Origin of the sequence: Streptomyces pseudovenezuelae (assembly GCF_029892565.1) — a bacterium.
In the GTDB taxonomy this organism is placed as follows: domain Bacteria; phylum Actinomycetota; class Actinomycetes; order Streptomycetales; family Streptomycetaceae; genus Streptomyces; species Streptomyces pseudovenezuelae_A.
On record NZ_JARXVH010000004.1, the window covers coordinates 141,775 to 164,462 of the forward strand.

Annotated in this window: 23 protein-coding genes; 15 read left to right on the top strand and 8 right to left on the bottom strand. The window is 69.3% G+C overall.

Annotated features, from left to right (window positions below):
- Nucleotides 1-25: 25 nt before the first annotated feature.
- Complete coding sequence (locus M2283_RS13505) at nucleotides 26-547, top strand: ATP-binding cassette domain-containing protein (protein WP_280876417.1); 522 nt, start codon at nucleotides 26-28, stop codon at nucleotides 545-547.
- Nucleotides 548-597: 50 nt separating this feature from the next.
- On the opposite strand, the gene M2283_RS13510 is transcribed toward M2283_RS13505, so the two are convergent.
- Entirely contained in the window at nucleotides 598-1,254 is a 657-nt protein-coding gene (locus tag M2283_RS13510; RefSeq protein ID WP_280876418.1) for an HAD family hydrolase, read from the bottom strand.
- Nucleotides 1,255-1,377: 123 nt separating this feature from the next.
- Between M2283_RS13510 and M2283_RS13515 the strand changes: the two genes are divergently transcribed.
- Together M2283_RS13515 and M2283_RS13520 are read left to right on the top strand one after the other, a co-directional pair.
- Entirely contained in the window at nucleotides 1,378-1,638 is a 261-nt protein-coding gene (locus M2283_RS13515) for a hypothetical protein (RefSeq protein WP_280876419.1), read from the top strand.
- A gap of 102 nt (nucleotides 1,639-1,740) precedes the next feature.
- Entirely contained in the window at nucleotides 1,741-3,030 is a 1,290-nt protein-coding gene (locus M2283_RS13520; RefSeq protein WP_280876420.1) for a pyroglutamyl peptidase, read from the top strand.
- Between the two features lie 39 nt (nucleotides 3,031-3,069).
- Here M2283_RS13520 and M2283_RS13525 read toward each other — a convergent pair whose 3' ends face one another.
- Complete coding sequence (locus M2283_RS13525) at nucleotides 3,070-3,873, bottom strand: EI24 domain-containing protein (RefSeq protein WP_280876421.1); 804 nt, start codon at nucleotides 3,871-3,873, stop codon at nucleotides 3,070-3,072.
- A 188-nt stretch (nucleotides 3,874-4,061) separates the two neighbouring features.
- On the opposite strand from M2283_RS13525, the gene M2283_RS13530 reads away from it, so the two are divergent.
- Nucleotides 4,062-4,706, top strand: coding sequence for an HAD family hydrolase (locus M2283_RS13530; protein ID WP_280876422.1), 645 nt, complete (start codon nucleotides 4,062-4,064; stop codon nucleotides 4,704-4,706).
- Here M2283_RS13530 and M2283_RS13535 read toward each other — a convergent pair.
- Both M2283_RS13535 and M2283_RS13540 read right to left on the bottom strand, forming a co-directional pair.
- Entirely contained in the window at nucleotides 4,687-5,235 is a 549-nt protein-coding gene (locus M2283_RS13535) for a DUF1707 SHOCT-like domain-containing protein (RefSeq protein WP_280876423.1), read from the bottom strand. The two genes, M2283_RS13530 and M2283_RS13535, sit on opposite strands and share 20 nt — an antisense overlap.
- 60 nt (nucleotides 5,236-5,295) lie before the next feature.
- Nucleotides 5,296-6,156: a hypothetical protein gene (locus M2283_RS13540; RefSeq protein ID WP_280876424.1), complete on the bottom strand. Its 861-nt coding sequence runs from the start codon at nucleotides 6,154-6,156 to the stop codon at nucleotides 5,296-5,298.
- Nucleotides 6,157-6,336: 180 nt separating this feature from the next.
- Between M2283_RS13540 and M2283_RS13545 the strand changes: the two genes are divergently transcribed.
- Together M2283_RS13545 and M2283_RS13550 are read left to right on the top strand one after the other, a co-directional pair.
- Entirely contained in the window at nucleotides 6,337-6,549 is a 213-nt protein-coding gene (locus tag M2283_RS13545; protein ID WP_280876425.1) for a hypothetical protein, read from the top strand.
- Nucleotides 6,550-6,564: 15 nt separating this feature from the next.
- Nucleotides 6,565-7,713 (top strand): serine hydrolase domain-containing protein, encoded by a 1,149-nt coding sequence (locus tag M2283_RS13550; protein ID WP_280876426.1) that lies wholly within the window; start codon nucleotides 6,565-6,567, stop codon nucleotides 7,711-7,713.
- 90 nt (nucleotides 7,714-7,803) lie between these two features.
- Here the strand turns inward: M2283_RS13550 and M2283_RS13555 are convergent, their stop codons facing one another.
- The gene (locus M2283_RS13555; RefSeq protein WP_280876427.1) at nucleotides 7,804-8,802 is read right to left on the bottom strand and encodes an NADP-dependent oxidoreductase; all 999 of its coding nucleotides are present in this window, start codon (nucleotides 8,800-8,802) and stop codon (nucleotides 7,804-7,806) included.
- Between the two features lie 134 nt (nucleotides 8,803-8,936).
- On the opposite strand from M2283_RS13555, the gene M2283_RS13560 reads away from it, so the two are divergent.
- Nucleotides 8,937-9,371, top strand: a complete 435-nt coding sequence (locus M2283_RS13560) for a MarR family winged helix-turn-helix transcriptional regulator (protein WP_280876959.1) — start codon at nucleotides 8,937-8,939, stop codon at nucleotides 9,369-9,371.
- Between the two features lie 22 nt (nucleotides 9,372-9,393).
- Here M2283_RS13560 and M2283_RS13565 read toward each other — a convergent pair whose 3' ends face one another.
- Nucleotides 9,394-10,203 carry an SCO2400 family protein gene (locus M2283_RS13565; RefSeq protein WP_280876428.1) on the bottom strand — a complete coding sequence of 270 codons (810 nt, stop codon included), beginning with the start codon at nucleotides 10,201-10,203 and terminating at the stop codon, nucleotides 9,394-9,396.
- 226 nt (nucleotides 10,204-10,429) lie between these two features.
- On the opposite strand from M2283_RS13565, the gene M2283_RS13570 reads away from it, so the two are divergent.
- From M2283_RS13570 to M2283_RS13605, 8 genes are all read left to right on the top strand, one after another.
- Nucleotides 10,430-11,590 (top strand): mandelate racemase/muconate lactonizing enzyme family protein, encoded by a 1,161-nt coding sequence (locus M2283_RS13570; protein ID WP_280876429.1) that lies wholly within the window; start codon nucleotides 10,430-10,432, stop codon nucleotides 11,588-11,590.
- The gene (locus M2283_RS13575) at nucleotides 11,587-12,591 is read left to right on the top strand and encodes a zinc-dependent alcohol dehydrogenase (RefSeq protein ID WP_280876430.1); all 1,005 of its coding nucleotides are present in this window, start codon (nucleotides 11,587-11,589) and stop codon (nucleotides 12,589-12,591) included. The genes M2283_RS13570 and M2283_RS13575 overlap by 4 nt, the downstream gene beginning before the upstream one ends.
- A 111-nt stretch (nucleotides 12,592-12,702) precedes the next feature.
- Nucleotides 12,703-13,668 carry a hypothetical protein gene (locus M2283_RS13580; protein WP_280876431.1) on the top strand — a complete coding sequence of 322 codons (966 nt, stop codon included), beginning with the start codon at nucleotides 12,703-12,705 and terminating at the stop codon, nucleotides 13,666-13,668.
- A gap of 63 nt (nucleotides 13,669-13,731) precedes the next feature.
- Nucleotides 13,732-14,838, top strand: coding sequence for a multiple monosaccharide ABC transporter substrate-binding protein (gene chvE, locus M2283_RS13585; RefSeq protein ID WP_280876432.1), 1,107 nt, complete (start codon nucleotides 13,732-13,734; stop codon nucleotides 14,836-14,838).
- Nucleotides 14,839-14,898: 60 nt separating this feature from the next.
- The gene (gene mmsA / locus M2283_RS13590) at nucleotides 14,899-16,449 is read left to right on the top strand and encodes a multiple monosaccharide ABC transporter ATP-binding protein (RefSeq protein WP_280876433.1); all 1,551 of its coding nucleotides are present in this window, start codon (nucleotides 14,899-14,901) and stop codon (nucleotides 16,447-16,449) included.
- Complete coding sequence (gene mmsB, locus M2283_RS13595; RefSeq protein WP_280876434.1) at nucleotides 16,446-17,693, top strand: multiple monosaccharide ABC transporter permease; 1,248 nt, start codon at nucleotides 16,446-16,448, stop codon at nucleotides 17,691-17,693. The genes mmsA and mmsB overlap by 4 nt, the downstream gene beginning before the upstream one ends.
- A gap of 56 nt (nucleotides 17,694-17,749) precedes the next feature.
- Nucleotides 17,750-18,901 (top strand): aldose epimerase family protein, encoded by a 1,152-nt coding sequence (locus M2283_RS13600; protein ID WP_280876435.1) that lies wholly within the window; start codon nucleotides 17,750-17,752, stop codon nucleotides 18,899-18,901.
- 205 nt (nucleotides 18,902-19,106) lie between these two features.
- Nucleotides 19,107-20,747: a pyridoxal phosphate-dependent aminotransferase gene (locus M2283_RS13605; protein ID WP_280876436.1), complete on the top strand. Its 1,641-nt coding sequence runs from the start codon at nucleotides 19,107-19,109 to the stop codon at nucleotides 20,745-20,747.
- On the opposite strand, the gene M2283_RS13610 is transcribed toward M2283_RS13605, so the two are convergent.
- Together M2283_RS13610 and M2283_RS13615 are read right to left on the bottom strand one after the other, a co-directional pair.
- Nucleotides 20,744-21,397, bottom strand: a complete 654-nt coding sequence (locus tag M2283_RS13610) for a hypothetical protein (RefSeq protein ID WP_280876437.1) — start codon at nucleotides 21,395-21,397, stop codon at nucleotides 20,744-20,746. The genes M2283_RS13605 and M2283_RS13610 overlap by 4 nt on opposite strands.
- 19 nt (nucleotides 21,398-21,416) lie before the next feature.
- On the bottom strand, nucleotides 21,417-22,592 hold the full coding sequence (locus M2283_RS13615; protein WP_280876438.1) for a 4-hydroxybenzoate 3-monooxygenase: 1,176 nt from the start codon (nucleotides 22,590-22,592) through the stop codon (nucleotides 21,417-21,419).
- Nucleotides 22,593-22,688 lie beyond the last annotated feature (96 nt).

Sequence of the window (22,688 nt, forward strand, 5' to 3'; positions counted from 1 at the left end):
GGGCAGATCGCACCGAGGAGTCGACTTGTTACGTTGCGAGTCCGTCAGCAAGCGCTACGGCCGGGGGCGTTGGATCCTCCAGGACGTGGACATGAAGGTCTCGGGCGGCGATGTCCTCGCGGTCGTGGGCGACAACGGCTCCGGGAAGTCGACCCTGTTGAGGATCCTCGTGGGACTGTCCCGGCCCACGTCCGGGCAGGTGGCGGGCCGGCCGCGGCACATCGGCTCCGTACGGGACCGCTTCACCGCCCACGAGCGGATCTCCGCGCTCTCCTACCTCACACACACGGGGCGCATCCGGGGTCTGTCCGGCGCGGCGGCCCGGACCCGGGCGGGCCGGCTGCTGGACCAACCGGCCCTGGCGGGCGGCCGGGACGCGTCGCTGCGCACCCCGTCCTCCCCGGTCAACGTGCTGCTCGCCGATCTCCAGAACGCGTCCGACTCCACGGCTCTCCTCGGCTCCACCGCCGTCCTGCTCGCGATCTCCGCGGGAGTCCTGACGGCCCCGGCGGCGACCACGCAGACGATCAGCGCCAGAAGAAGCTGAGCCGCCGGGCGAACAGGGGTTTTCCAACTCCCCGGTGCCGGCGGACAGGCTCAGGCGGCGGCATCCCCGTGATCCCCGGACACGAGGGCCAGGATGTGAGGGACCGCCTCGCGCAGACTGACGAAGTGGCGATGCACGCCCTCCACCGCGACAGCCGCGTTCACTCCCCACACCGTCATTCCGGCACGCAGCCCGGCCTGCACTCCGGAGGGAGCATCCTCGATGACCAGGCACTCTTCCGGCTCGGCACCCAGTCGTGCGGCGGCCCGCAGATACGGAACCGGAGAGGGCTTGCCCTCCTCCACCGCCACCGCGTCCACGATCACGCCCGGTACCGGCAGACCCGTCCGCAGAAAACGGCCGCGCACCCGGTGCTCGTAGTTCGAGGTCACCAGCGCCCATGCCCCGGCCGGAAGACCGTGCAGCAGCTCCGACGCGCCGTCGAAGGCCGCATAGACGCCGGTTCGTACGTCCTCGTCCTCCAGCTCGTGCAACGTGGCCAGGCACTCGCGCGGATCGCGGTCCGGGGCAACCCGCGCGAACGTCTCCATGGGCCGCGTCCGCAGGGCCACCCGGTAGACGTCCCCCGCATCAAGTCCGTACCGCTCGGCCCAGGTTCCCCAGACCCGGCGCTGGTTGCTCACCGCGTCGATCAGGGTGCCGTCGACGTCGAACAAGACGTACTTATCGCGCAGTTCACTGGTCACACATCGATCATCCCAGCCCGCAGGCAGGGAGGCAGGGAGGCAGGGAGGCAGGGACAGCCTTGGGCACTCCCATGGGTACGGCTACTCAGGCGCTCCCCCTCCTCCATCGCGACGATGGTCCGCATGAGGAACTTCGTGGCCGCGCTCGCGCTCCTGCCCCTCAACTTCCTTGTCGTCGGATACGGGTGGCTGGCGGCCGGGATGACCGGGTGGGCGGCGAACTGGGACGAACAGCCCTACGAGCCGCCGCTGACCGAACTGGGCGTGGCCGCCGGGGTGGTGGCTGCCGTCGGGGTCGCGCTGTGGGTGGCACGGCTGCGCGGGGCGGCGGTGTTCCAGACGGTGCCGTTGCTCGTCCTCGTGCTGCTGATGATGCCCACCTGAACCGACTGCCTCACCGGCCCCATGGCGTAGACCACTTCCGTCGGGCGATACTGCGGCCGTCCAGTACCACGCACCCCACGGCGACGGAAGGACCGAACTGCCTTGCCTTCTCTACGTGTTCGGATCGGTGTACTCGGCCTGGCCCTGATGGCCGGGCTGGCCTCCCCCACGACGGCGACCGCCGCCGAGACGGTCCCCTCACCCACCGTCGAGGAGCAACGGCTCGACAAGGCCGTACCGCAGGAGATCCTCCAACGGTCCGGATTCGACGACGTGGCACCGGAGTTCGCCCGGGCGCTCGACCGGGCCCGCTCCTATGCCGAGGCCCGGCGGATCGCCGTACGCGAGGGGTCTGCGCTGTGGCGGCGGGCCGTGGACCGGGCGCAGGGGCGCGGGCCGGCGGGCGGGGATCTGAGCCGGGACGACGACCGGCCGCTGTACTGGGCGCGGCTCGGGCTGACGAAGGAAGTACGCACCTGGGAGCCGGAGTTCGCGCTGAGCGAGGCCCGACGTGCCTCGCTGATCGACGCGTTGGAGCGGACGTCGCGGGGGCAGGAGGACGTCCGTTACCCGCACAGGTCCCAGCAAGGGAAGGGCGTCAACTCCTCGCACGGGAAGGGCGTCAAGCGGATCCTCGTGACCGGCTTCGACCCGTTCACGCTGGACCGGGACATCCGGATCTCCAATCCGTCCGGGGCCACCGCGCTCGCGCTCGACGGCACGGTGATCAGGACGGCGGAGGGGCCTGCGCGGATCGAGACCGTCGTGTTCCCGGTACGTTGGCAGGACTTCGCGGACGGAACGGTGGAGCGGACGCTGCGGCCGTATCTGAAGCAGGTGGACCTGTTCACGACCGTGAGCCAGGGGCGGGTCGGCCGGATCGACGTCGAGCGGACCAACGGGGCCTGGCGGGGCGGCTTCCCGGACAACGACAACGTCAGCCGGACGGAGACCGTCCCGGTGACCGACCCGGCCTCGCAGCCGCAGTGGACGACCACGACCCTGCCGTACACCGCGATCGTGGCCGCCGACACGGGGCGCTTCCCGGTGTACGACCACACGGAGGTCACCGAGATCCCGGCGGGCGGGACAACTCCGGTCGTACGAGCGGACGGACCGACGGCGGGGTCGACGGCGCGGGCCGGGGGCGGTGGGGACTACCTCTCCAACGAGATCGCGTACCGGGCGACGTTGCTGCGCGACCGGCTCGGTCTGCACGACACGCTGCCGGGTGGGCATGTCCACACGCCGGTGCTGCAGTTCGGGACGGGCAACACGGATCCGGCGACGGGGACGGTGACCGATCCGACGTTCGTGCAGAACCGGTTGGACATCATCGATCAGGTGCGGGCGATCGTGACGGTGGCGGCGGATGTGACGTTCGGGGAGTAACCGACGTCCAGGGCAAGGCTGTTGCACTGGGCGCGAGGTTCAGGGCCAGAGCCGCTTGCCTTCGGTGTCGGGTTCGTTCTCGGGCGGGCCCGCGCCGGTGTCCTCGTCCAGCAGGTCGCGGGCCATCATCGTCGCGCCCGCGACCGCGCCCGGCATCAGGAAGACCGCGACGAACGGAACCAGGAAGGCCACGGCCAGCGGGGTGCCGAAGCCCCAGACCAGGGTCTTGCGAGAACGCAGGAGGGCGAGTCGGGCGCGCAGGTCGACGCCTCGTCGCTGGAGCGCTACGGCGGCGAGTTCCTCGGTGAGGAAGAACCCGGTGACGAAGAACCCGATCACCGGGATCGCCGTCTGTCCGACGAAGGGGAGAAAGCCGAGGCCGAAGAGCAGAACACCCCAGACCGCGGCACGCACGAGGATCCGCAGGCTGTCACGGGCCGAGATCCACAACTCCCGCCAGAGCGGCAGCCCCGACTCGGGCGCGGTCCCGTCCGGGGAGAGGTCCCGGTCGACCTTCTCGGAGAGGTTCTCGTAGAAGGGCTGGCCTATCAGGAGAGTCATCGCGGTGAAGGTGAGCACGGAGAGGAGAAGGGCGAGCGCGAACAGTACGGCGGTCAGGAACCCGCGGAAGAGACCGAGCCACGGGCTCGACCAGTCGTCGGCGAAGGGCGTGGCCCAGGTGACGAAGTCCTCGCCCCAGAGGGCCAACGCCGTCAGCGCCGCGAGATAGAGGACAAGCGTGATGAGCCCCGGCAACAGGCCGAAGCCGTACTGCTTGCCGTGTCGGGCCGCCCAGTGATGGCCCTTCAGAAGGTACGTGAAGCCGGCCCCTAGATCTCGCATGCGGGAAGCCTATCGGCGGGCGGGTGCGGGGTCGGGGGGCGGTGTCTGTGTGGGCGGCTGTTGGGGGCGGCGGTCCGAAGACACCCAGGCACGATGTGATCCCTCGCCAAAGGTAGCCGCCATCGCAGAACAGCCCAGCGTGGCGGTGGCATCCTTGGCCGGTGTACTCATCTGGTCACGTAGGCGCCGTGTTCTTCGATGTCGACGGCACCCTCGTCCCGGGGACCAGTTCGTCGGTGTTCCTGGCCGGCTTCCTGGGTCATCGGGAGGAGTTGGCCGAGGCTGAGGACGGCTACGCCTCTGGTGCTCTGGACAATTGGCAGGTGTCCGAGCTGGATGCGGCGGGCTGGGCAGGCGTGTCCGTGGAGCGGGTCTCCGGCTGGCTCGACGGGCTTCCTCTGGTTCTGGGTATCGCGGAGAGTGTGGCCTGGTGCCGGCAGAACCGGCTGGTGCCTGTGCTGGCCACCTTGGCCTGGTCCCCGGTCGGCAGCTACCTGGCCCAGCGCTTCGGCTTCCATTCGTTCAGCGGACCTCGGCTGGAGATCACCGATCGCCGGTTCACCGGCCGTGTGGCCCACCACTTCGACGAGCACGACAAACGAGACTTCGCCCTTGGGCGGGCCCAGGAGCTGGGGCTGGCCCCCCACTCATGCGGAGCTGTCGGAGACAGCCGGTCCGACCTGCCGCTCTTCGCGTCTGTCGGGTTGAGCGTGGCGTTCAACGCCTCGGCGGACGCGCGGGCAGCGGCAACGGCAACGGCAACGGTGGATGACGAAGACCTGCGAAGCGTCCTTCCCGTCTTGAGCCGCCTGCTCACGAGCGTCGCTGGATGACCTTCGCGTGCAGGAGCTTCCCGGCGAGTTCGATGCGGAGGCGGGGAGTGGCGGCCGACTTCTTGGGGCGGAGTTTGACCTTGGAGTAGGTGAGGTTGAGTTCGTCGGTGTTGAACTCGATGTCTCGCGCGCCGACGAAGAACAGCTTGCCGTGGACCAGGTCCGTTTCGATGCGCAGGACGTCCGCGGTGATCGCCGCGTGGGTGAAGTCGAAGGTGACTCGGCACAGTTGGGTGCGGAGTTCGATGCGGGCCGGTACCGACCAGCGGCCCTCGCGTATGTATGTGCCGCCGTGTTGCTCGACCACCAGTACGTCTTTGGCCTTGGCTGTCGGGGCGACCGGGAGGTCGGCCGTCAGCTCCGCCAACTCGCCCAGTGTTCGGGCCGTCAGCGCGCTCTCCAGCCGTATGTCGAGTTCCTCGGCGTCGAGTCGGCCGTCGCCGGCGGCGATCCGCAGGACGTCCACGACCCGGTCGCGGTCCTCGTGCGACGCCCGCAGGTCGGGCAGGTCGGGCAGGTCATTCGACATGGCAGTCACGGTAGCGGGGCGGGGTCGCGGCCACCAGGTACGGCGTCTCCCGCGCCCCCCTCAAGCAGGCACCGCCACCACAACCCCCCGCTCCCCCGCCGGCGCCACCGCCGCACTCACCCGTACCGCCGCCGAACGAGCCAACCGCCCCGCCCTCGACGCCACCGCAAGCAGAAGCGGCTGGAGTTGTTCCAGGCTCGATACCAGCAGCTCCTCGCCCGCGATCAGTACCGGTCGGACGGTCTGGGTCGTCGCCGCTGCCGCCTCCGTGAGGTCCGCCAGGGGGGACAGGGCGGCGCGGGCCACTCCCGCTCCCGCTGTCGCCGCCCGTTCCGCCAAGGCCACCTGGAGGGGCAGCAGGGGAGCGAGTGTCGACGTCAACGCGTCGGCCATGCGGCGGAGTTCAGGGGACCCGTCACGCAACACCTCCGCCGTGGAGCGGATCACCGGGGTCGCCGCGAGGAGCGCGCCCGCCATCAGCCCAGCCACGGCGGGCAGCAGAGGAGAGGTCGCCTCGATCAGGTCTCCGACGGCCGTCGCGAACTCCTCCACCGCCGGCTCCACCGCGTCCAGCACCGGGAGGAGGCTGTCGCCCAGGGCCGCGAGGAGGGCCTGGGCCGGCTCGCTGACCGGGTGTACGGCCAAGGGCGCGCCCGACGTACCGAGGCGCGTCAGGGTGTCGACCATTCGGTAGAAGGCCTCCTGGGCCTGCGGGGACGCGCTCGCCTCGGCCAGCTCCGCCGTCGTCTCGCGCAGGACGCGCAACGCCTCGGCGCCCGAACCGTCCCGTGGATCAAAGGTGTTGATCGCGATCCTGGTGATGTTGCCGGCCGTGTCCAGGAGCTGGCCGGTGATGTCGGTCGTGTTGCGTGCCATGCGCAGTACGTCGTCCCTGCTGGGGAGCGAAGGGATCGTTGCCACGGGGTCTCTCCTCGCCTCGCACACCGCCGCCGGTGGGCGCCGCCGCTCTCAGCATGCCCCGATCGCACCCACCTGGATGCGCCATCCAGGCATCGATGCCGCGAACTCCTTCCTCGCGCGGTTGAGTCGAACAGGTACATCTCGCCGTACCGATCTCAGGAAGCCCAGGAGGAGGTACCCGTGCGCATCACGCGAACCGTCCCGGTGAGACACGCCCCTCACGCCGCCCTGGCCGTCCCGACAGCCACCCCCTTCCCCGGACAGGCGTCCGTCGCCGGCGGCCCACAGGTCCTCCCTTTCGGCACGGAGCCCCTCTTCCGGGATCACCCGCAGGGGGAACTCCCGCAGGTCGGACGGGCGTTGTTCACCATGGCGCACGCGCGCAGCGGCTGAGATCGAGGAGAGCGGATGACTCAGGAGATCCACGGCACCGTCGCGGACGGGTACGAGGCGGTACGCGAGGAGTTCGCCGCGTTCGTGGCCACGGAGCGGGCGGACTACGAGGGCCAGTTGTGCGCGTACGTGCACGGCCGGCGGGTCGTCGACCTGTGGGCGGGTGACGGCGGCCCGGAGGCGTTGTTCGGGGTGTACTCGTCCACCAAGGGCGCCGCGCATCTGGTGGTGGCGCTCCTCGTGCAGGAGGGCACGCTGGAGCTGGACCGCAAAGTGACCTACTACTGGCCGGAGTTCGCGGCCGAGGGCAAGGGCGCCCTCACGCTGCGCGAGCTGATCGCCCACCGGGCGGGTGTCGTCGGTACGGACACCGGCTTCACCCCCGCCGAGCTGGCCGACGACCGGCAGATGGCCGAACGCCTCGCCGACCAGCGCCCGTTCTGGCGCCCGGGGACGGCCTTCGGCTACCACGCGCTGGTCATCGGCGCCCTCACCGGCGAGGTAGTCCGCCGCGCCACGGGCCGCACCCTGCGGGAGGTCTACGAGGAGCGCGTACGCGTTCCGTACGAGCTGGACTTCCACCTGGGTCTGCCCGCGGCCCTCGAACCCCGCTTCCGTCCCGCGCAGCCGATGATCCCCACCGCGCCGGAGCAGGCGGTGCTGGACTCGGTGCCGACCGGGCCGCACACCCTGGCCTCGATCGCGTTCAACGAGCATGCGCCTGACGCCGTGGACCTCGTGGACTACGTCAACTCCCGTGCCGTACGTGCCAAGGGGCCGGCGTCGGCGGGCGGTGTCGCCGCGGCGCGCGGGCTCGCCGGGATGTACGCGGCGACGATCAGCGAGGTGGACGGGCGGCCCCCGCTGCTCAAGCCGGACACCATCGCCGAGGTCGGCCAGATCCACTCGGTCGGCTACGACCTGGTCACCCGCACCCACAGGTCCTACGGTCTGGGCTTCCAGGCCACGGCGGACACCTGGCACGCGTTCCTGGGCGCCGGTGCCTTCGGCCACAGCGGAGCGGCCGGCTCGCAGGCCTTCGCCGACCCCCGCTCCGGCCTGGCCTACGGCTACACCCGTCGCCGGTTCGCCTTCCCGGGAGGGGCGGCACCGGAGAACAACCGGCTGGTCATGGCCGTACACGCGGCTGCTCTGGCGGGGTGAGCGGCGGCTCGTCAGCCGGCAGGCGGAGGCCGCGTCCCACGTCCAGGGATGCGGCCTCCGGGAATGCAAGAGCCTCGAAGGCTCAACGTCCTACAGCTTGACGATCATCTTTCCGGTGTTGTCCCCGCGCAGCTGGCCGAGGAACGCCTCCAGGTTGTTCTCGATGCCCTCGACGACGGTCTCGCGGTGCTTCAGCGCGCCGGAGGCGACCCACGGTCCGACCTCGGCCACGAACTCCGGCTGGAGGTCGTAGTGGTCGCCGACCAGGAAGCCCTCGATGCGGCCGCGGGTCTGGATCAGGCGGGCGAGGTTCTTGGGGCCGGGGACGGGCTCCGTGCTGTTGTAGACGGAGATCATGCCGCAGATCGCGATCCGGCCGCCCTGGTTCAGCGAGCCGATGGCCGCCTCCAGGTGGTCGCCGCCGACGTTGTCGAAGTAGACGTCGACGCCGTCGGGCGCGGCGGCGCGCAGCTGCTCGCCGACCGGCCCGTTCTTGTAGTTGAACGCGGCGTCGAAGCCGTACTCCTCGACCAGGAGCTTGACCTTCTCGTCGGAGCCGGCCGAGCCGATGACCCGCGAGGCGCCCTTGAGCTTGGCGATCTGGCCGACCTGGCTGCCGACGGCACCGGCGGCGCCGGAGACGAAGACGGAGTCGCCCTCCTTGAAGGAGGCGGTGCGCAGCAGGCCGGCGTAGGCGGTGAGGCCGGTCATGCCGAGGACGCCGAGGTACGTCGACAGGGGCGCGGCGTCGGGGTCGACCTTGACGACGTTCTTCGCGTCCGTGGCCGCGTACTCGCGCCAGCCGAGGAAGTGCAGGACGTGGTCGCCGACGGCGATGCCCTCGGCGTTGGACTCGACGACCTCGCCGACCGCGGCGCCCTGCATGACCTTGCCCAGCTCGAAGGGGGCGACGTACGACTTCGCGGCGCTCATGCGGCCGCGCATGTACGGGTCGACGGAGAGGTACTCGTTCCGCACCAGCACCTGGCCCTCGCGGGGCGTCGGGATCTCCGCCTCGACCAGGGCGAAGTCCTCGGACTTCGGCCAGCCGACGGGACGGCTGAGGAGGTGCCATTCGCGGTTGATCATGACGGAACCTTTCGCAACTACCACTTCAGAAATGCTTCAGCTTCACAAATGCTTCAGTAACTGAAACAACCATGCCTCTGAATATTTCATGTTGTCAAGTAACGGGGTACTCTGGAGGCATGTCCACACCATCCATGCCCGCACCACAGAAGCCCCGGCTCGACGCGCTGACCGTGGAGGTCGTCGAGCTGATCGGCGATGTCGTGGCCCGGTTCTACGAGGACTACGAGGAGGCGGCGGGCGAGCACGCCCTGACCGGAGCTCAGGCCCGGCTGCTGAGCCTGCTGTCGCTGGAGCCGCTGCCGATGCGCAAGCTGGCGCGGAAGCTGAAGTGCGAGCCGTCGAACGTGACGGGGATCGTGGACCGGCTGGAGTCGCGCGGTCTGGTGGAGCGGCGGCCGGACCCCGCGGACCGCCGGGTGAAGCTGGCGGCGGCGACGGACGAGGGGCTGCGAGTCGCCCGGGAGCTGCGCGAGGGCCTGCGCTTCGCCCGCGCGCCACTGGCGGGCCTGTCGGACGAAGAGCGCCTGTCTTTGCGGGATTTGCTGCAGAGGATGCTGAACGCCTAGACGGCGAAGCCGAGTTCCCGGCTTACGTGCACCACCACAGGAACTTGTCGCACGTCTGCGACGGCGAGGGGTCCGGGCTCGGGTCCGAGGTCGTCGGGTCCGCGGTGGGCGTCGACGTCGAGGCCGGTGCGCTCGCGGCGGGGGCCGAGGTGGTGACGCCCGGCTGTGAAGTCGGCGTGGGCGACGGGGAGTTCGCGTCGTCGTCCTTCTTGTCGTCGTCCTTCTTGGACTCGGAGGCCGAGGGTGAGGCGGAGTCGTCCGGCGACGGCGAGCGGGACCCGTCGCCCTTGCCCGACGCGTCGTCCAGCGGTTTGGCCGTCCGGCCGGCCTCCTCGGCCGATCCGCCGTCCGCCGAGGCGTCACCGGCCGCGGCGGGCTTGGGGCTGGAGAAGGGTGCGTCGACGCCGAGTTCCGCCAGGCTCAGACCGGCGGCGGCCAGGACGAAGCCGGCGGTTATCAGCAGGGTGCGGCGTCTGCGTCGTCGGTGTGCCGCGGCTTTGCGATCGCGGCGGCTCGCCCCGCCGCCGGGCCCTTCGGCGGCCGCACCCCGGCGCCGTCCGCGGCCCCGGTCCTGCGCGCGCCGCGCGGCCCGGCCGACGGGCGCGTCGTCGTCGCCGTCCTCGTCGTCGTACCCCTCGTCGGTGTCATCGGCGTCGGCCGCGTCACGCGCCTCCGCGTCATCGCCGTACGAACTCCCCTGCGGACGCGTGTCGTTGCGCTCGGGCCCCGCGGGCTCTCCCGCGTGCGCGCGGAGTTCTTCGACGGGTGCACCGCACCCCGGGCAGGCGAGGGCGCCGTTGAGGTGCCGACGGCACGGGAGGCAGTAGTCCATGACGCGGGAAGACTAAGTTCCCGGACGGTCACGTTCCTAGGCGCGTCTGTGAAGGTTCTGTAGGAGACGGCACCGGTGACCGAAAGGTCCCTCGAATGCTTGTCGAAACCGTTACCTGTTCGACCCATTGACACTTCTCATGCCCCATCCTTACTGTCACGCCAGCATTTCGAACGCGTGACGAAATCTCGAACAGCGAATCCAGAACAGCTGAGGGGCAACTGCCGTGCGCATCACCGGAATCAGCACACACGTGGTCGGGACGCCCTGGCGCAACCTGACCTACGTCCAGGTGCACACCGACGAAGGGGTCACCGGAGTCGGCGAGACCCGGATGCTGGGGCACACCGACGCGCTGATCGGCTATCTGCGGGAGGCGGAGGCCAATCACATTCTGGGCTCCGACCCGTTCGCGGTGGAAGACCTCGTACGGCGTATGAAGTACGGCGACTACGGCCGGGCCGGCGAGATCGTGATGTCCGGCATCGCGATCATCGAGATGGCCTGCTGGGACATCAAGGGCAAGGCCCTCGGGGTGCCCGTCTGGCAGCTCCTCGGCGGCAAGGTGACCGACAAGGTCAAGGCGTACGCCAACGGCTGGTACACCACCGAGCGGACGCCCGAGGCGTACCACAAGGCCGCGCAGGGCGTGGTCGAGCGCGGGTACAAGGCGCTGAAGATCGACCCCTTCGGCACCGGGCACTTCGAGCTGGACCACGAGCAGACCCTGTACGCCGTCTCCCTGATCGAGGCCGTACGGGACGCCATCGGCCCGGACTCCGAGCTGATGCTGGAGATGCACGGCCGCTTCTCCCCCGCCACCGCCGTCCGCCTCGCCCACGAGCTGGCGCCCTTCAAGCCGGCCTGGCTGGAGGAGCCGTGCCCGCCGGAGAACCTCAAGGCGCTGGAGAAGGTCGCCGCCAAGGTCGACATCCCGGTCGCCACGGGTGAGCGCATCCACGACCGGATCGAGTTCCGCGAGCTGTTCGAGAGCCAGGCCGTCGACATCATCCAACCGGACGTCGGCCATATCGGTGGAATCTGGGAGACCCGCAAGCTCGCCGCCACGGCCGAGACGCACTACGTGCTCGTCGCGCCGCACAACGTGGGCGGTCCCGTCCTGACCGCCGCCTCGCTCCAGGTCGGCTTCAGCACGCCCAACTTCAAGATCCTGGAGCACTTCAACGACTTCGCGGACGCGGAGATCAAGAAGATCGTCAAGGGCGCGCCGGAGGTCGTGGACGGCTACTTCCACCTCTCCGACAAGCCCGGTCTCGGCGTCGAGTTCGATGCCGACGCGGCAGCCGAATTCCCGCAGCAACAGGCCCGGTTCGACCTGTGGGCCGAGGGCTGGGAGCAGCGCAAGCCGAAGGGCACCGAGAAGTGAGTGACGCGGTCGTCATCGTGGCGCCGGGCGAGCACCGGCTGGCCCCGCACGAGCCCCGGCGGCCGGAGCCCGGCGAGGCGCTCGTCCATGTCCACGCGGTCGGCATCTGCGGCAGCGACCGCGAGGTGTACCAGGGCAACCGGCCCGAGGGGTACGTCCGTTACCCGCTGACGCCCGGGCACGAGTGGTCCGGCACGGTGGCGGCGGTCGGCGCCGGGGTGCCGTCAACTCTCGTGGGCCGCAAGGTCGTCGGTGAGGGGTTCCGCAACTGCCAGGTGTGCGACCGCTGTCACGCGGGCGAGTCCACGCTGTGCACGGCCGGCTACGAGGAGACCGGGTTCACCCAGCCGGGCGCGATGGCCCCGACGCTGACCCTGCCTGCCAGGCTGCTGCATGTCCTGCCGGACGGGGCCGACTTGACGGCCGCGGCGCTCCTGGAGCCCGCGGCCTGTATCGCCGCGGCGGCGCTCAAGGCGAACGCGCGTCCAGGTGAGCGCGTCGCCGTCGTCGGCACGGGCACGCTCGGCATGTTCGCGATCCAGTTCCTGAAGGCGGGCTCGCCCGCGGAGCTGCTCGTGGTGGGGACTCGACCCGACCGCGCGGAGCTTTCGAGAACTTTCGGCGCCACCGACTTCCGTACCAAGGACCAGGAGCTGCCAGACGACTTCGACGTGGTGATCGAGACCGCGGGCTCCGCGGACGCGGCCCGTACCGCCGCCGGCCTGCTCCGGCGGGGCGGACGGCTGGTTCTCACGGGCATCCCGGCGCCGGGCGCCGAGGGCCTGGACCCGACGGAGCTGGTGGTGCGGCAGCTGGAGGTGCACACCGTCTTCGGGGCTCCGCCGGACGCCTGGGCGCACACGGTACGGGTCTTCGGGGCGGGGCTGCTCGATCCGCTGCCGCTGGTCACGCACGAGCTGCCGCTGGACGAGTTCCCGCACGCCATCGAGCTGGTCGGGTCCGGCGATCCGAAGGTCGGCAAGGTGCTCCTTCGCCCTTAGACGTACGCCGGTACGGGGGCGACCTGACGGTCCCCGTACCGGCGTACACCCAGCCTTTCCGTACCCAGAGCCGCGAACCTCGTCCGAAATATCGAACGCGAAGGACAGCTTGTGAACGACGTTTCCGCCCCGGCGGCCCGCCGGCCCGGTGAGCAGGTGCTCACCGCGCTCGGTCTGGGTGCGCCCGCCCTCGACCCCGCCGACGCCTCGCCGCACACCTTCCCCGGCGGTGGCCGCTGGCGCACCGAGATCCCCTCGTGCGAGGGTCCCGAGGCGCTGGCCGTCGTCCTCAAGGAGTCCTCCCGCCTCGACGTGCCGATCCACCGGATCAGCCAGGGCAGCGGGGTGTGGATGCTGACCGACGCCGAGATCACCGAGATGGTCGAGGCGACGGCCGCGCGCGACATCGAGCTGTGCCTGTTCACGGGCCCGCGCGGCACGTGGGACATCGGCGGCTCGGTGCGGTCCGACTCGCGCGGCGGCGGGCTGCGGGCCCGCGGTCACGACGCGGTCGCCGGGTGCGTCGAAGACGCCGTGCGGGCAACGGAGTTGGGCGTCAAGTGCCTGCTCGTGGCCGACGAGGGCGTGCTGTGGACGCTGCACCGGGCGCGGGTCGCGGGGATCATCCCGGCCGACACCACGCTGAAGGTGTCGGCGCTGATCGGGCCGGTCAACCCGGCGTCGTACTCCGTCTTCGAGCACCTGGGCGCCGACTCGCTCAACGTGCCCAGCGATCTGACGCTCGCTCATCTCACCGAGATCCGGCGGGTGTCGGCCGCTCCCATGGACATGTACATCGAGGCCCCCGACGACCTCGGCGGCTACATCCGGATGTACGAGGTCGCCGAGCTGATCAGGCGCGGCGCACCGCTGTATCTCAAGTTCGGTCTGTCCCGGGCTCCCGGGATCTACCCGTGGGGCACCCACCTGCGGGACGTCACCTTGGACACCGCGCGGGAGAGGGTGCGGCGGGGTCGGCTCGCTCTCGACCTCCTCGAACGACACGGAGCCGGCGGGGACATGGCGCCGCTCGGCTCCCGACTCCCCGGGACGCTCAACCGCTTCCCGGCCAACTGACATCCCCCACACCCCTGCCAGGGCCAGCACATCTCAACGACGAGAAGAACAGGGACGATCACCATGCGCACTCGTAGAAGCGCTCTCACCCTCATAGCCGGCGCCGCTTCCCTCGCCCTGACCCTGACCGCCTGCGGGCAGGACAGTGACGGCGGCAGCAAGGCAAGCACGGGAGACTCCAAGGGCGGCACCATCGGTATCGCGATGCCCACGAAGTCCTCGGAGCGCTGGATCGCGGACGGCAAGAACGTGGTCGCGAACCTGAAGTCCAAGGGCTACAAGACCTCGCTGGTCTACGGCGAGGACGACCCCGACCAGCAGGTGAACCAGATCGAGAACCTGATCACGCAGGGCGTGAAGGGCCTGATCATCGCGGCGATCGACAACAAGTCGCTCAACAACGTGCTCCAGCAGGCCGCGGACGCCAAGATCCCGGTGATCTCCTACGACCGCCTGATCCTGGGCACGAAGAACGTCGACTACTACGCGTCCTTCGACAACACCAAGGTCGGTGAGCTCCAGGCCAATTACATCGTCGAGAAGCTGGGCCTGGCGAGCGGCAAGGGTCCGTTCAACATCGAGCTGTTCGCGGGCTCCAACGACGACAACAACACCAGGTACTTCTTCAACGGCGCGATGAGCGTGCTCCAGCCGTACATCGACAGCAAGAAGCTCGTCGTCAAGTCCGGCCAGACCAAGCTCACCCAGGTCACCACCCTGCGCTGGGACGGCACCACCGCCCAGCACCGCATGGAGGACGTGCTGACCTCCTCGTACAAGAGCGGCCGGGTCGACGCGGTGCTCTCGCCCTACGACGGCATCTCGATCGGCATCCTCGCCGCGCTGAAGTCCGACGGTTACGGCTCCTCCAGCAAGCCGCTGCCGGTCGTCACCGGCCAGGACGCCGAACTGGCCTCGGTGAAGTCGATCATCGCCGGTGAGCAGACGCAGACCGTCTACAAGGACACCCGGCAGCTCGCCAAGGTCGCCTCGACCATGGTCGACGACGTCCTCAAAGGCAAGAAGCCCGAGGTCAACGACACCAAGACGTACGACAACGGCACCAAGGTCGTGCCCTCGTACCTGCTCCAGCCGGTGAGCGTCGACAAGAGCAACTACACCAAGGAACTGGTCGACACCGGCTACTACAAGGCGAGCGAGCTCAACTAGCCGTCCCGTAGCGGTCATTCGCACGGATCGATCATTCCTACGGATTGGAAGGGCACGACCATGGCGGGACCCGTCCTGGAAATGCGCTCGATCGTCAAGACCTTTCCCGGCGTCAAAGCACTGTCGGACGTCACGTTGACGGTCCGTCAGGGCGAGGTCCATGCCATCTGCGGTGAGAACGGCGCCGGGAAGTCCACCTTGATGAAGGTGCTCTCCGGCGTCCATCCGCACGGCACGTACGAGGGCGAGATCCTCTTCGAGGGAGAGGTCTGCTCGTTCAAGGACATCCGGGCCAGCGAGCAGCGCGGCATCGTGATCATCCATCAGGAGCTGGCACTCGTGCCGTTCCTGTCGATCGCGGAGAACATCTTCCTCGGCAACGAACACGCCTCGGGCGGGTTCATCAACTGGAACGAGACGCTCAAGCACGCCACCGAGCTGCTGCGCCGGGTCGGTCTGACCGACCACCCGGAGACCCGGATCACCGACATCGGGGTGGGCAAGCAGCAGTTGGTGGAGATCGCCAAGGCGCTGTCGAAGAAGGTGAAGCTGCTCATCCTGGACGAGCCGACGGCGGCTCTGAACGACGAGGACAGCGGCAAACTCCTGGATCTCATCCTGGAGTTGAAGAAGCAGGGCATCACCGCGATCATCATCTCGCACAAGCTGAACGAGATCCGGCGGGTCGCCGACTCGGTGACGATCCTGCGCGACGGCCGGTCCATCGAGACCCTCGACGTGAAGGCGCCGGAGACCACCGAGGACCGGATCATCTCCGGCATGGTCGGCCGCGACCTCGACCACCGCTTCCCCGAACGCACGCCGTACGAGGGCGAGGTGGACGCGGCTCCGGCCCTGGAGATCCGCGGCTGGACCGTGCACCACCCGATCGACCAGCAGCGCAAGGTGGTCGACGACGTGTCGATCAACGTGCGGCGCGGGGAGATCGTCGGCATCGCGGGCCTGATGGGCGCGGGGCGCACCGAGTTGGCGATGAGCGTGTTCGGGCGCACCTACGGCCGGTACGCGGGCGGCACGGTCCTCAAGGACGGCCGGGAGATCCGTACGAAGACGGTCGCGGAAGCGGTCCAGCACGGCATCGCGTACGTCACCGAGGACCGCAAGCACTACGGCCTCAACCTCATCGACAACATCAACCGGAACATCTCGCTGACCGCCCTGAACAAGGTCTCCAAGCGCGGTGTGGTCGACGAGCACGAGGAGCGGCAGGTCTCCGAGGGCTTCCGCAAGTCGATGAACATCAAGGCGCCGACCGTGTTCGAGACGGTCGGCAGGCTGTCCGGCGGCAACCAGCAGAAGGTCGTCCTCAGCAAGTGGATCTTCGCGGGTCCCGAGGTGCTGATCCTGGACGAGCCGACCCGCGGGATCGACGTGGGCGCCAAGTACGAGATCTACACGGTCATCGACCAACTCGCCGCCGAGGGCAAGGCGGTCGTCTTCATCTCCTCCGAGCTGCCCGAGCTGCTCGGCATGTGCGACCGCATCTACACCATGGCCGCCGGACGGCTGACCGGCGAGGTCCCGCGGGCCGAGGCCACGCAGGAAGTGCTGATGCGCCAGATGACGAAGGACAAAGAGGTAACCCGATGAGCACCGATGTGACGGACAAGGTCCCGGCCGCCGCGCCGCCCGGCAAGAGCGGCGGGTCCGCCTCCGGCAGCGGCCTGCTGCAGCTGATGCTGGGCGGCCTGCGCCGCAACATGCGCCAGTACGGCATGCTGATCGCGCTCGGCCTGATCGTGGTGCTGTTCCAGGTGTGGACCGGCGGCGACCTGCTGCTGCCGCGCAACGTCTCCAACCTGGTGCTGCAGAACAGCTACATCCTGATCCTCGCGATCGGCATGATGCTGGTGATCATCGCGGGCCATATCGACCTGTCGGTCGGCTCGTTGACCGCGTTCGTGGGCGCGTTCGCGGCCGTGCTCACGGTGCAGCACGGGGTGGCCTGGCCGGTCGCGCTGGTGCTGTGCCTGGTGGTGGGCGCGCTGGCCGGCTCGGTGCAGGGCTTCCTGATCGCGTATCTCGGCATACCGTCGTTCATCGTCACGCTCGCCGGCATGCTGCTCTTCCGCGGTCTGACGGAGATCTTCCTGCAGGGCCAGACCCTCGGCCCGTTCCCGGACGGTCTGCAGAAGCTCGGCAACGGCTTCCTGCCGGCGGTCGGCCCGGACACCAACTACCACAACCTCACGCTGCTGCTGGGCTTCGTGCTGCTGGCCTTCGTGATCTTCCAGGAGGTCCGGGACCGGAGCCGCCAGCAGGAGTTCTCGCTGGAGGTGCTGCCGCGCAACGCCTTCCTGCTGAAGCTCGTCGCCATCGCCGCCGCGATCCTCGCGGTCACCATGCTGCTGGCCAGCTACCAGGGTGCGCCGATCATCCTGATCGTGCTCGGGGTGCTGGTGGTCGGCTACGGCTACGTCATGCGCAACGCGGTCTTCGGGCGGCACATCTACGCCATCGGCGGCAACCTGCCGGCGGCGAAGCTGTCCGGCGTGAAGGACAAGAAGGTCACCTTCCTGGTCTTCCTGAACATGGGCGTGCTCGCGGCCCTGGCGGGTCTGGTGGTCGCCGCCCGTCTGAACGCGGCCTCGCCGAAGGCGGGCCTGAACTTCGAACTCGAGGCCATCGCCTCGGCGTTCATCGGTGGCGCGTCCATGAGCGGCGGTGTGGGTACCGTCCTCGGCGCGATCATCGGTGGTCTCGTCCTCGGTGTGCTGAACAACGGCATGAACCTCCTCAGCGTCGGCACCGACTGGCAACAGGTCATCAAGGGGCTCGCCCTACTGGCCGCGGTCGGCTTCGATGTGTGGAACAAGCGCAAGTCCGGTTCGTAAATCTGCCGGGCCCCCGTCGGACGGCGGGGCCCGACTTCCTTCACAGGAGCCGCTAGATGGAACTGAACAGACGCACGGTCATCGCGGGTGCGGCGGCGGCGGGACTCGCCGCGACCACCCTCGGTACGGGTACCGCCGAGGCCGCGGGCGGCAAGACGCCCTCGAAGAAGCTCTTCGGCAAGCTCGCGGACGGCACGAAGGTCTACATCTGGTCGCTGGCCAACGGCGGCACGAAGCTCAAGGTCCTCTCCTGGGGCGGCGTCGTGCAGTCCCTGGAGATCCCCGACCGGCACGGCCACCTGGCGAACGTCTCCCTCGGCTTCGACAACATCGAGGACTACGTCGCCAAGACCCCGTACTTCGGCGCCCTGATCGGGCGGTACGGAAACCGGATAGGCAAGGGCCAGTTCACCCTGGACGGCAAGAGCTACCAGGTCTCCGTCAACGACGGCGTGAACAGCCTGCACGGCGGCACCCAGGGCTTCGACAAGCACGTGTGGGACGTCGAGCCGTTCACCAAGGGCTCCGACGTCGGCCTGCACCTGCACTACACCAGCATCGACGGGGAGATGGGCTACCCCGGCACGCTCAAGGTGAAGGTCACCTACACCCTGGACAAGCACGGCAGTTGGACCATCGACTACGAGGCCACCACCGACAAGGCCACCGTCGTCAACCTCACCAGTCACGTCTACTGGAACCTGGCCGGCGAGGGCAGCGGCACGATCGAGGACCACGAGCTCCAGATCGCCGCCGCCCGCTACACGCCCACCGACACGGGTCTGATCCCGACCGGCGAACTGGCGAAGGTCTCCGGCACGCCGTTCGACTTCCGCAAGTCCAAGGCGGTCGGCCGGGACATCCGGGCCGGCCACGTCCAGCAGATTCAGGCCAAGGGCTTCGACCACAACTGGGTGCTGGACAAGGGCATCACGGCGAAACCGGAGCATGTCGCCACCCTGCGCGAGCCGCGTTCCGGCCGCACTCTGAAGATCGCCACCGACCAGCCGGGGCTGCAGTTCTACTCGGGTAACTTCCTCGACGGAACGCTCACCGGCACCGGCGGCAGCGTCTACCGCCAGGGCGACGCACTGTGCCTGGAGACCCAGCACTTCCCGGACTCGCCCAACCAGCCGTCGTTCCCGACGACAACGCTGCGACCTGGGCAGACGTACCGGACCAGGACGGTGCACACGTTCGGCTCATGACCGTATGACGTAACTCGTGAACCGCACCAAAGGCCGCCGGATGCCTCCGGCGGCCTTTCGGTTCCCACACTCACACCTCTTTCACACGCGTTGAACAACGCCACCGCAGACTCCGTATGTAAGAGCGGCCCGTGCTCCCCCGCGCGGGCCACCCAAGACGACGGACCCGGCCGTCCCCGACGGGTCCGCCCCATACGGAGGTTCCATGGCCGACAACGTCACCTCGTTGTTCCGCAGCACGGCGGCGCACAGCCCGTCGATGGCGGCGCTGACGCGGGAGGGCGGCGAGGGAGCCGGCCCGGTGGACTTCTGCATTCCGTGCAACCCGTATTTCCCCACACCGGCCATGTTCGACACGATGTCGGCGCGTCTGCGCGACATCATCACGTACTACCCGAGCAGCGCCGACACGATCACGGCCGAGCTGTGCAACCTGCTCCAACTGCCCCCGCAGGCCGTCGCGATGGGCAACGGCTCGACCGAACTGATCACCTGGATCGACCACTTGCTGGTCCGCGAGTCCCTCGCCATCCCCGTCCCCACCTTCGGCCGCTGGACCGACCAGCCGATGGAGACCGGCAAGCGGGTCGACATGTTCCCGCTGCAGGAGTCCAGCGGATTCGCCCTGGACCTGGGCCAGTACGCCGAGTTCATCCGCGCCCGCGGTACCCGGGTCGCCGTCATCTGCAACCCGAACAACCCCGACGGCGGCTACCTCCACAAGCAGTCGCTCGTGCAGTTCATGGACGCGATGGCCGACCTGGACCTGATCGTCATCGACGAGTCGTTCCTGGAGTTCGCGGACGCCGAGGCCGAACCGAGCGTCGTGCAGGAGGCGATGCTGCGCCCCAACGTCGTCGTGCTGCGCAGCCTCGGCAAGAACTTCGGCCTGCACGGCATACGGTTCGGCTACATGGTCGCCAACCCCTCGCTGGCCGGCCGGGTCCGCTCCATGCTGCCCAAGTGGAACCTCAACGCCTTCGCCGAGTACGTGGTGTTCATGCTCAAGGAGCACGGCGCCGAGTACGCGCAGAGCCTCCACCAGGTGTATCGGGACCGTCTGGACATGTCGAGCCAGCTCTCGGCACTCCCCGGTCTGACGGTCTACCCCTCGCAGGGCAACTTCCTCTTCGTACGCCTTCCCGTGGGCGCCGAAGGCACGGTGGTCCGGGACCGGATGCTCACCGAGCACCGGATCCTGGTCCGCGAATGCGGCAACAAGATCGGCTCGTCCAGCCGCTTCCTGAGGCTCGTGGTGCGCCCCCAGGTGGACGTGCGTCGCCTGGTGTCCGGCCTGGAACAGGTGCTCTACGGGACCAGGAGGGGAGCCGCCGTGCCCGAGCTGGGTACCGGAATCAACTACAGCTCGGGTACGGCGGCCGTGGACCGGCTCGTCAGCGCGACGAACGGGGCGGGCATGCCGCTTGCTGCGCAGGCTCTTGGGGTCGGGGCGCCGATGCGGATGCCGATGCCTGCTGCCGCGCAGACCGGCGGGGCGGGGATGCCGATGCCTGCGGTGGCGCAGATGCCCATGCCGGCCGTGGCGCAGATGCCGATGCAGCAGCCTCAGCCGCAGGTTCTTCAACCGCAGGTTCCGCAGCCTCAGCCTCAGCCTCAGCCGATGTACGCGCCGGCCATGAGCGCGCCGCCTCAGCCGCAGATGCCGGCCCCCATGCCTGCGGCGGCTTCTGCGGCACCTACTCCGCCCGGTGTTCCCGCGCGAGGTGGGCTTACGGCCGCGCAGGTTCGGGGGACGACCGGGCCCGGGTTGGCGCCTGCGCCCGCCACGGGGTGGCCCAATGCGCAGAGTTGGCCCAATGCGGCGGGGATGGGGCAGACCGGCTAAGCGCCACAGGGGTTTTGTGCGCGGCCGGGTGCGGGTGTGTTGTGGCTGGTCGCGCAGTTCCCCGCGCCCCTGACGGCGCCTCCGCTGACACGGATTTCGAAGCGGGCCCGGGTTTTGGTGCGGAAGTACTGGACCGTGACGTTCTCGTGGGCGTTGTAGCCGCCTCCGTCCGGTACCGCCCCGGTGCGTTCCTCGAACCCGAAGGGTGTCTCCGTCGCCGCGAAGGCGTGGTGGGCCTCGTGCTCGGACTCGCGTTCGTCGGCGGCTACCGCCTCCAGCGAGGAGCCCTGCGGTACGGGCAGGGCGAAGATCTCGACGCTTCGTCCTGCTACGGCCACGTGCACGATGGCGACCGGGGTGTCGGCCACCGTTGAGCCGTAGCGGCGTGCGAGGCGGCCTCGGACGACCACGCTCGGATTGACGGCGCCCGGTTCGAGGCCCAGGTGGTGGAGTTCCTCGCGCAGGCCTTCGAGGGTGTCCGGGAAGACCAGTACGGCGGTGTGCTCGAAGACCAAGTGGCTGGAGATGTCGGCCCGTTCGGCCGGGGGCAGGTCGGGGAGCAGTTCTGCCAGGACCTGGTCCGTGTCGTGGGTCTCGACGTAGGCGGCGGCGCGTTTGATGCGTAGGACGTCGGTCTCGGTGAGGTTCATGTGGGGGGGGTTCCTCGGGTCAGATGCCGGTGTAGTTCTCGGCGAAGAAGTCCTGGTGGGCGCGGGAGGTGCGCAGGCTGTCCAGACGGGCGTACTGGAGCGCGCGGCCGTAGCGGGCCTCGGGGTCGTCGGTGGACGGGCCGTGCAGGAGGCCGCTCATCCAGTGCGAGAACTCGTGGGCCCGCCAGACCCGGGGCAGGCAGTACGACGCGTAGCGGGCCAGGTCCGTCTCGTCCCCTCGCGTGAGGGCTTCTGTGAATGCCTCCGCCAGGCGTTCGGCCTGGAGTACGGCGAGGTTGGCGCCCTTGGCCGCCGAGGGGCTGATGAGTCCGGCCGCGTCGCCCGCCAGCCAGAGGCGGCCGGTGCCCGGTGTGTCCAGGACGTCGGAACGCAGGTCCACGACCGTCTTCTCCAGGACGGGGCCCTGGTGGAGCGGGCCGAACTCGTCCGTGCGGAGCCTCGTCGCCAGCTCGGTCCAGATACGGTCCTCGTCCCACTGAGCAGGGTCGGTTCCTCGTGGGCACTGGAGGTAGTAGCGGGTGACCGTCTCCGTGCGGGCCATGTGACCGGCGAATCCGCGGTCGTGCAGGGCGTATCCGACGGCCGCCAGGCTGGGCGGGGCCTCGACCAACACCGCCAGCCAGGTCACCCCGTGGTCCCAGCGGGCCGTACGGATGCCGTGGGCTGCGAGGGCCCCGCGTCCGACACCACGGTGGCCGTCGCAGCCGGCGACGTAGCGGCCGGCGACGTCCTCGGCTCCCCGCACCCGTACCCGGCCCTCCGAGATCTCCTCGACCTCGGCGCCGAAGCGGATCTCGCCGCCGCGGCGCAGGTACTCGGCCAGCAGGTCCCGGGCCAACTCCTGCTGGGGGTAGACGGTGTGGACCTCGCCCTGGCCCAACTTCCCGTAGCCCAGGGTGAATTCGCCCTGCTCGCTGCGGAAGAGGCAGGTACCGTGCGGGCGGCCTCGGGCCAACAGTCCGGCGCCCAGGCCGTGTTCGGTCAGTAAGCGTACGGAGTGGGCGGCCAGGAAGCCTGCCCTGGCCCGCCCCTCCACCGCCTCGCGGTCCCGCCGTTCCAGGATCACGCACTCGATGCCCCGGGCCAGGAGCAGGTTCCCCAGGACCAGCCCCGCCGGGCCTGCCCCGACGATCACCACCCCGACCTGCGCCCCGGCGTCGAACCGTTTCCCCATGCCCGCCCCTGACCTCGCGATTTCAGCCAAGGGGTTTCATATCAGCCAGATACGGGATGGAGGGAATCAAAAGGAGACTATTACTCCGTACGGGGC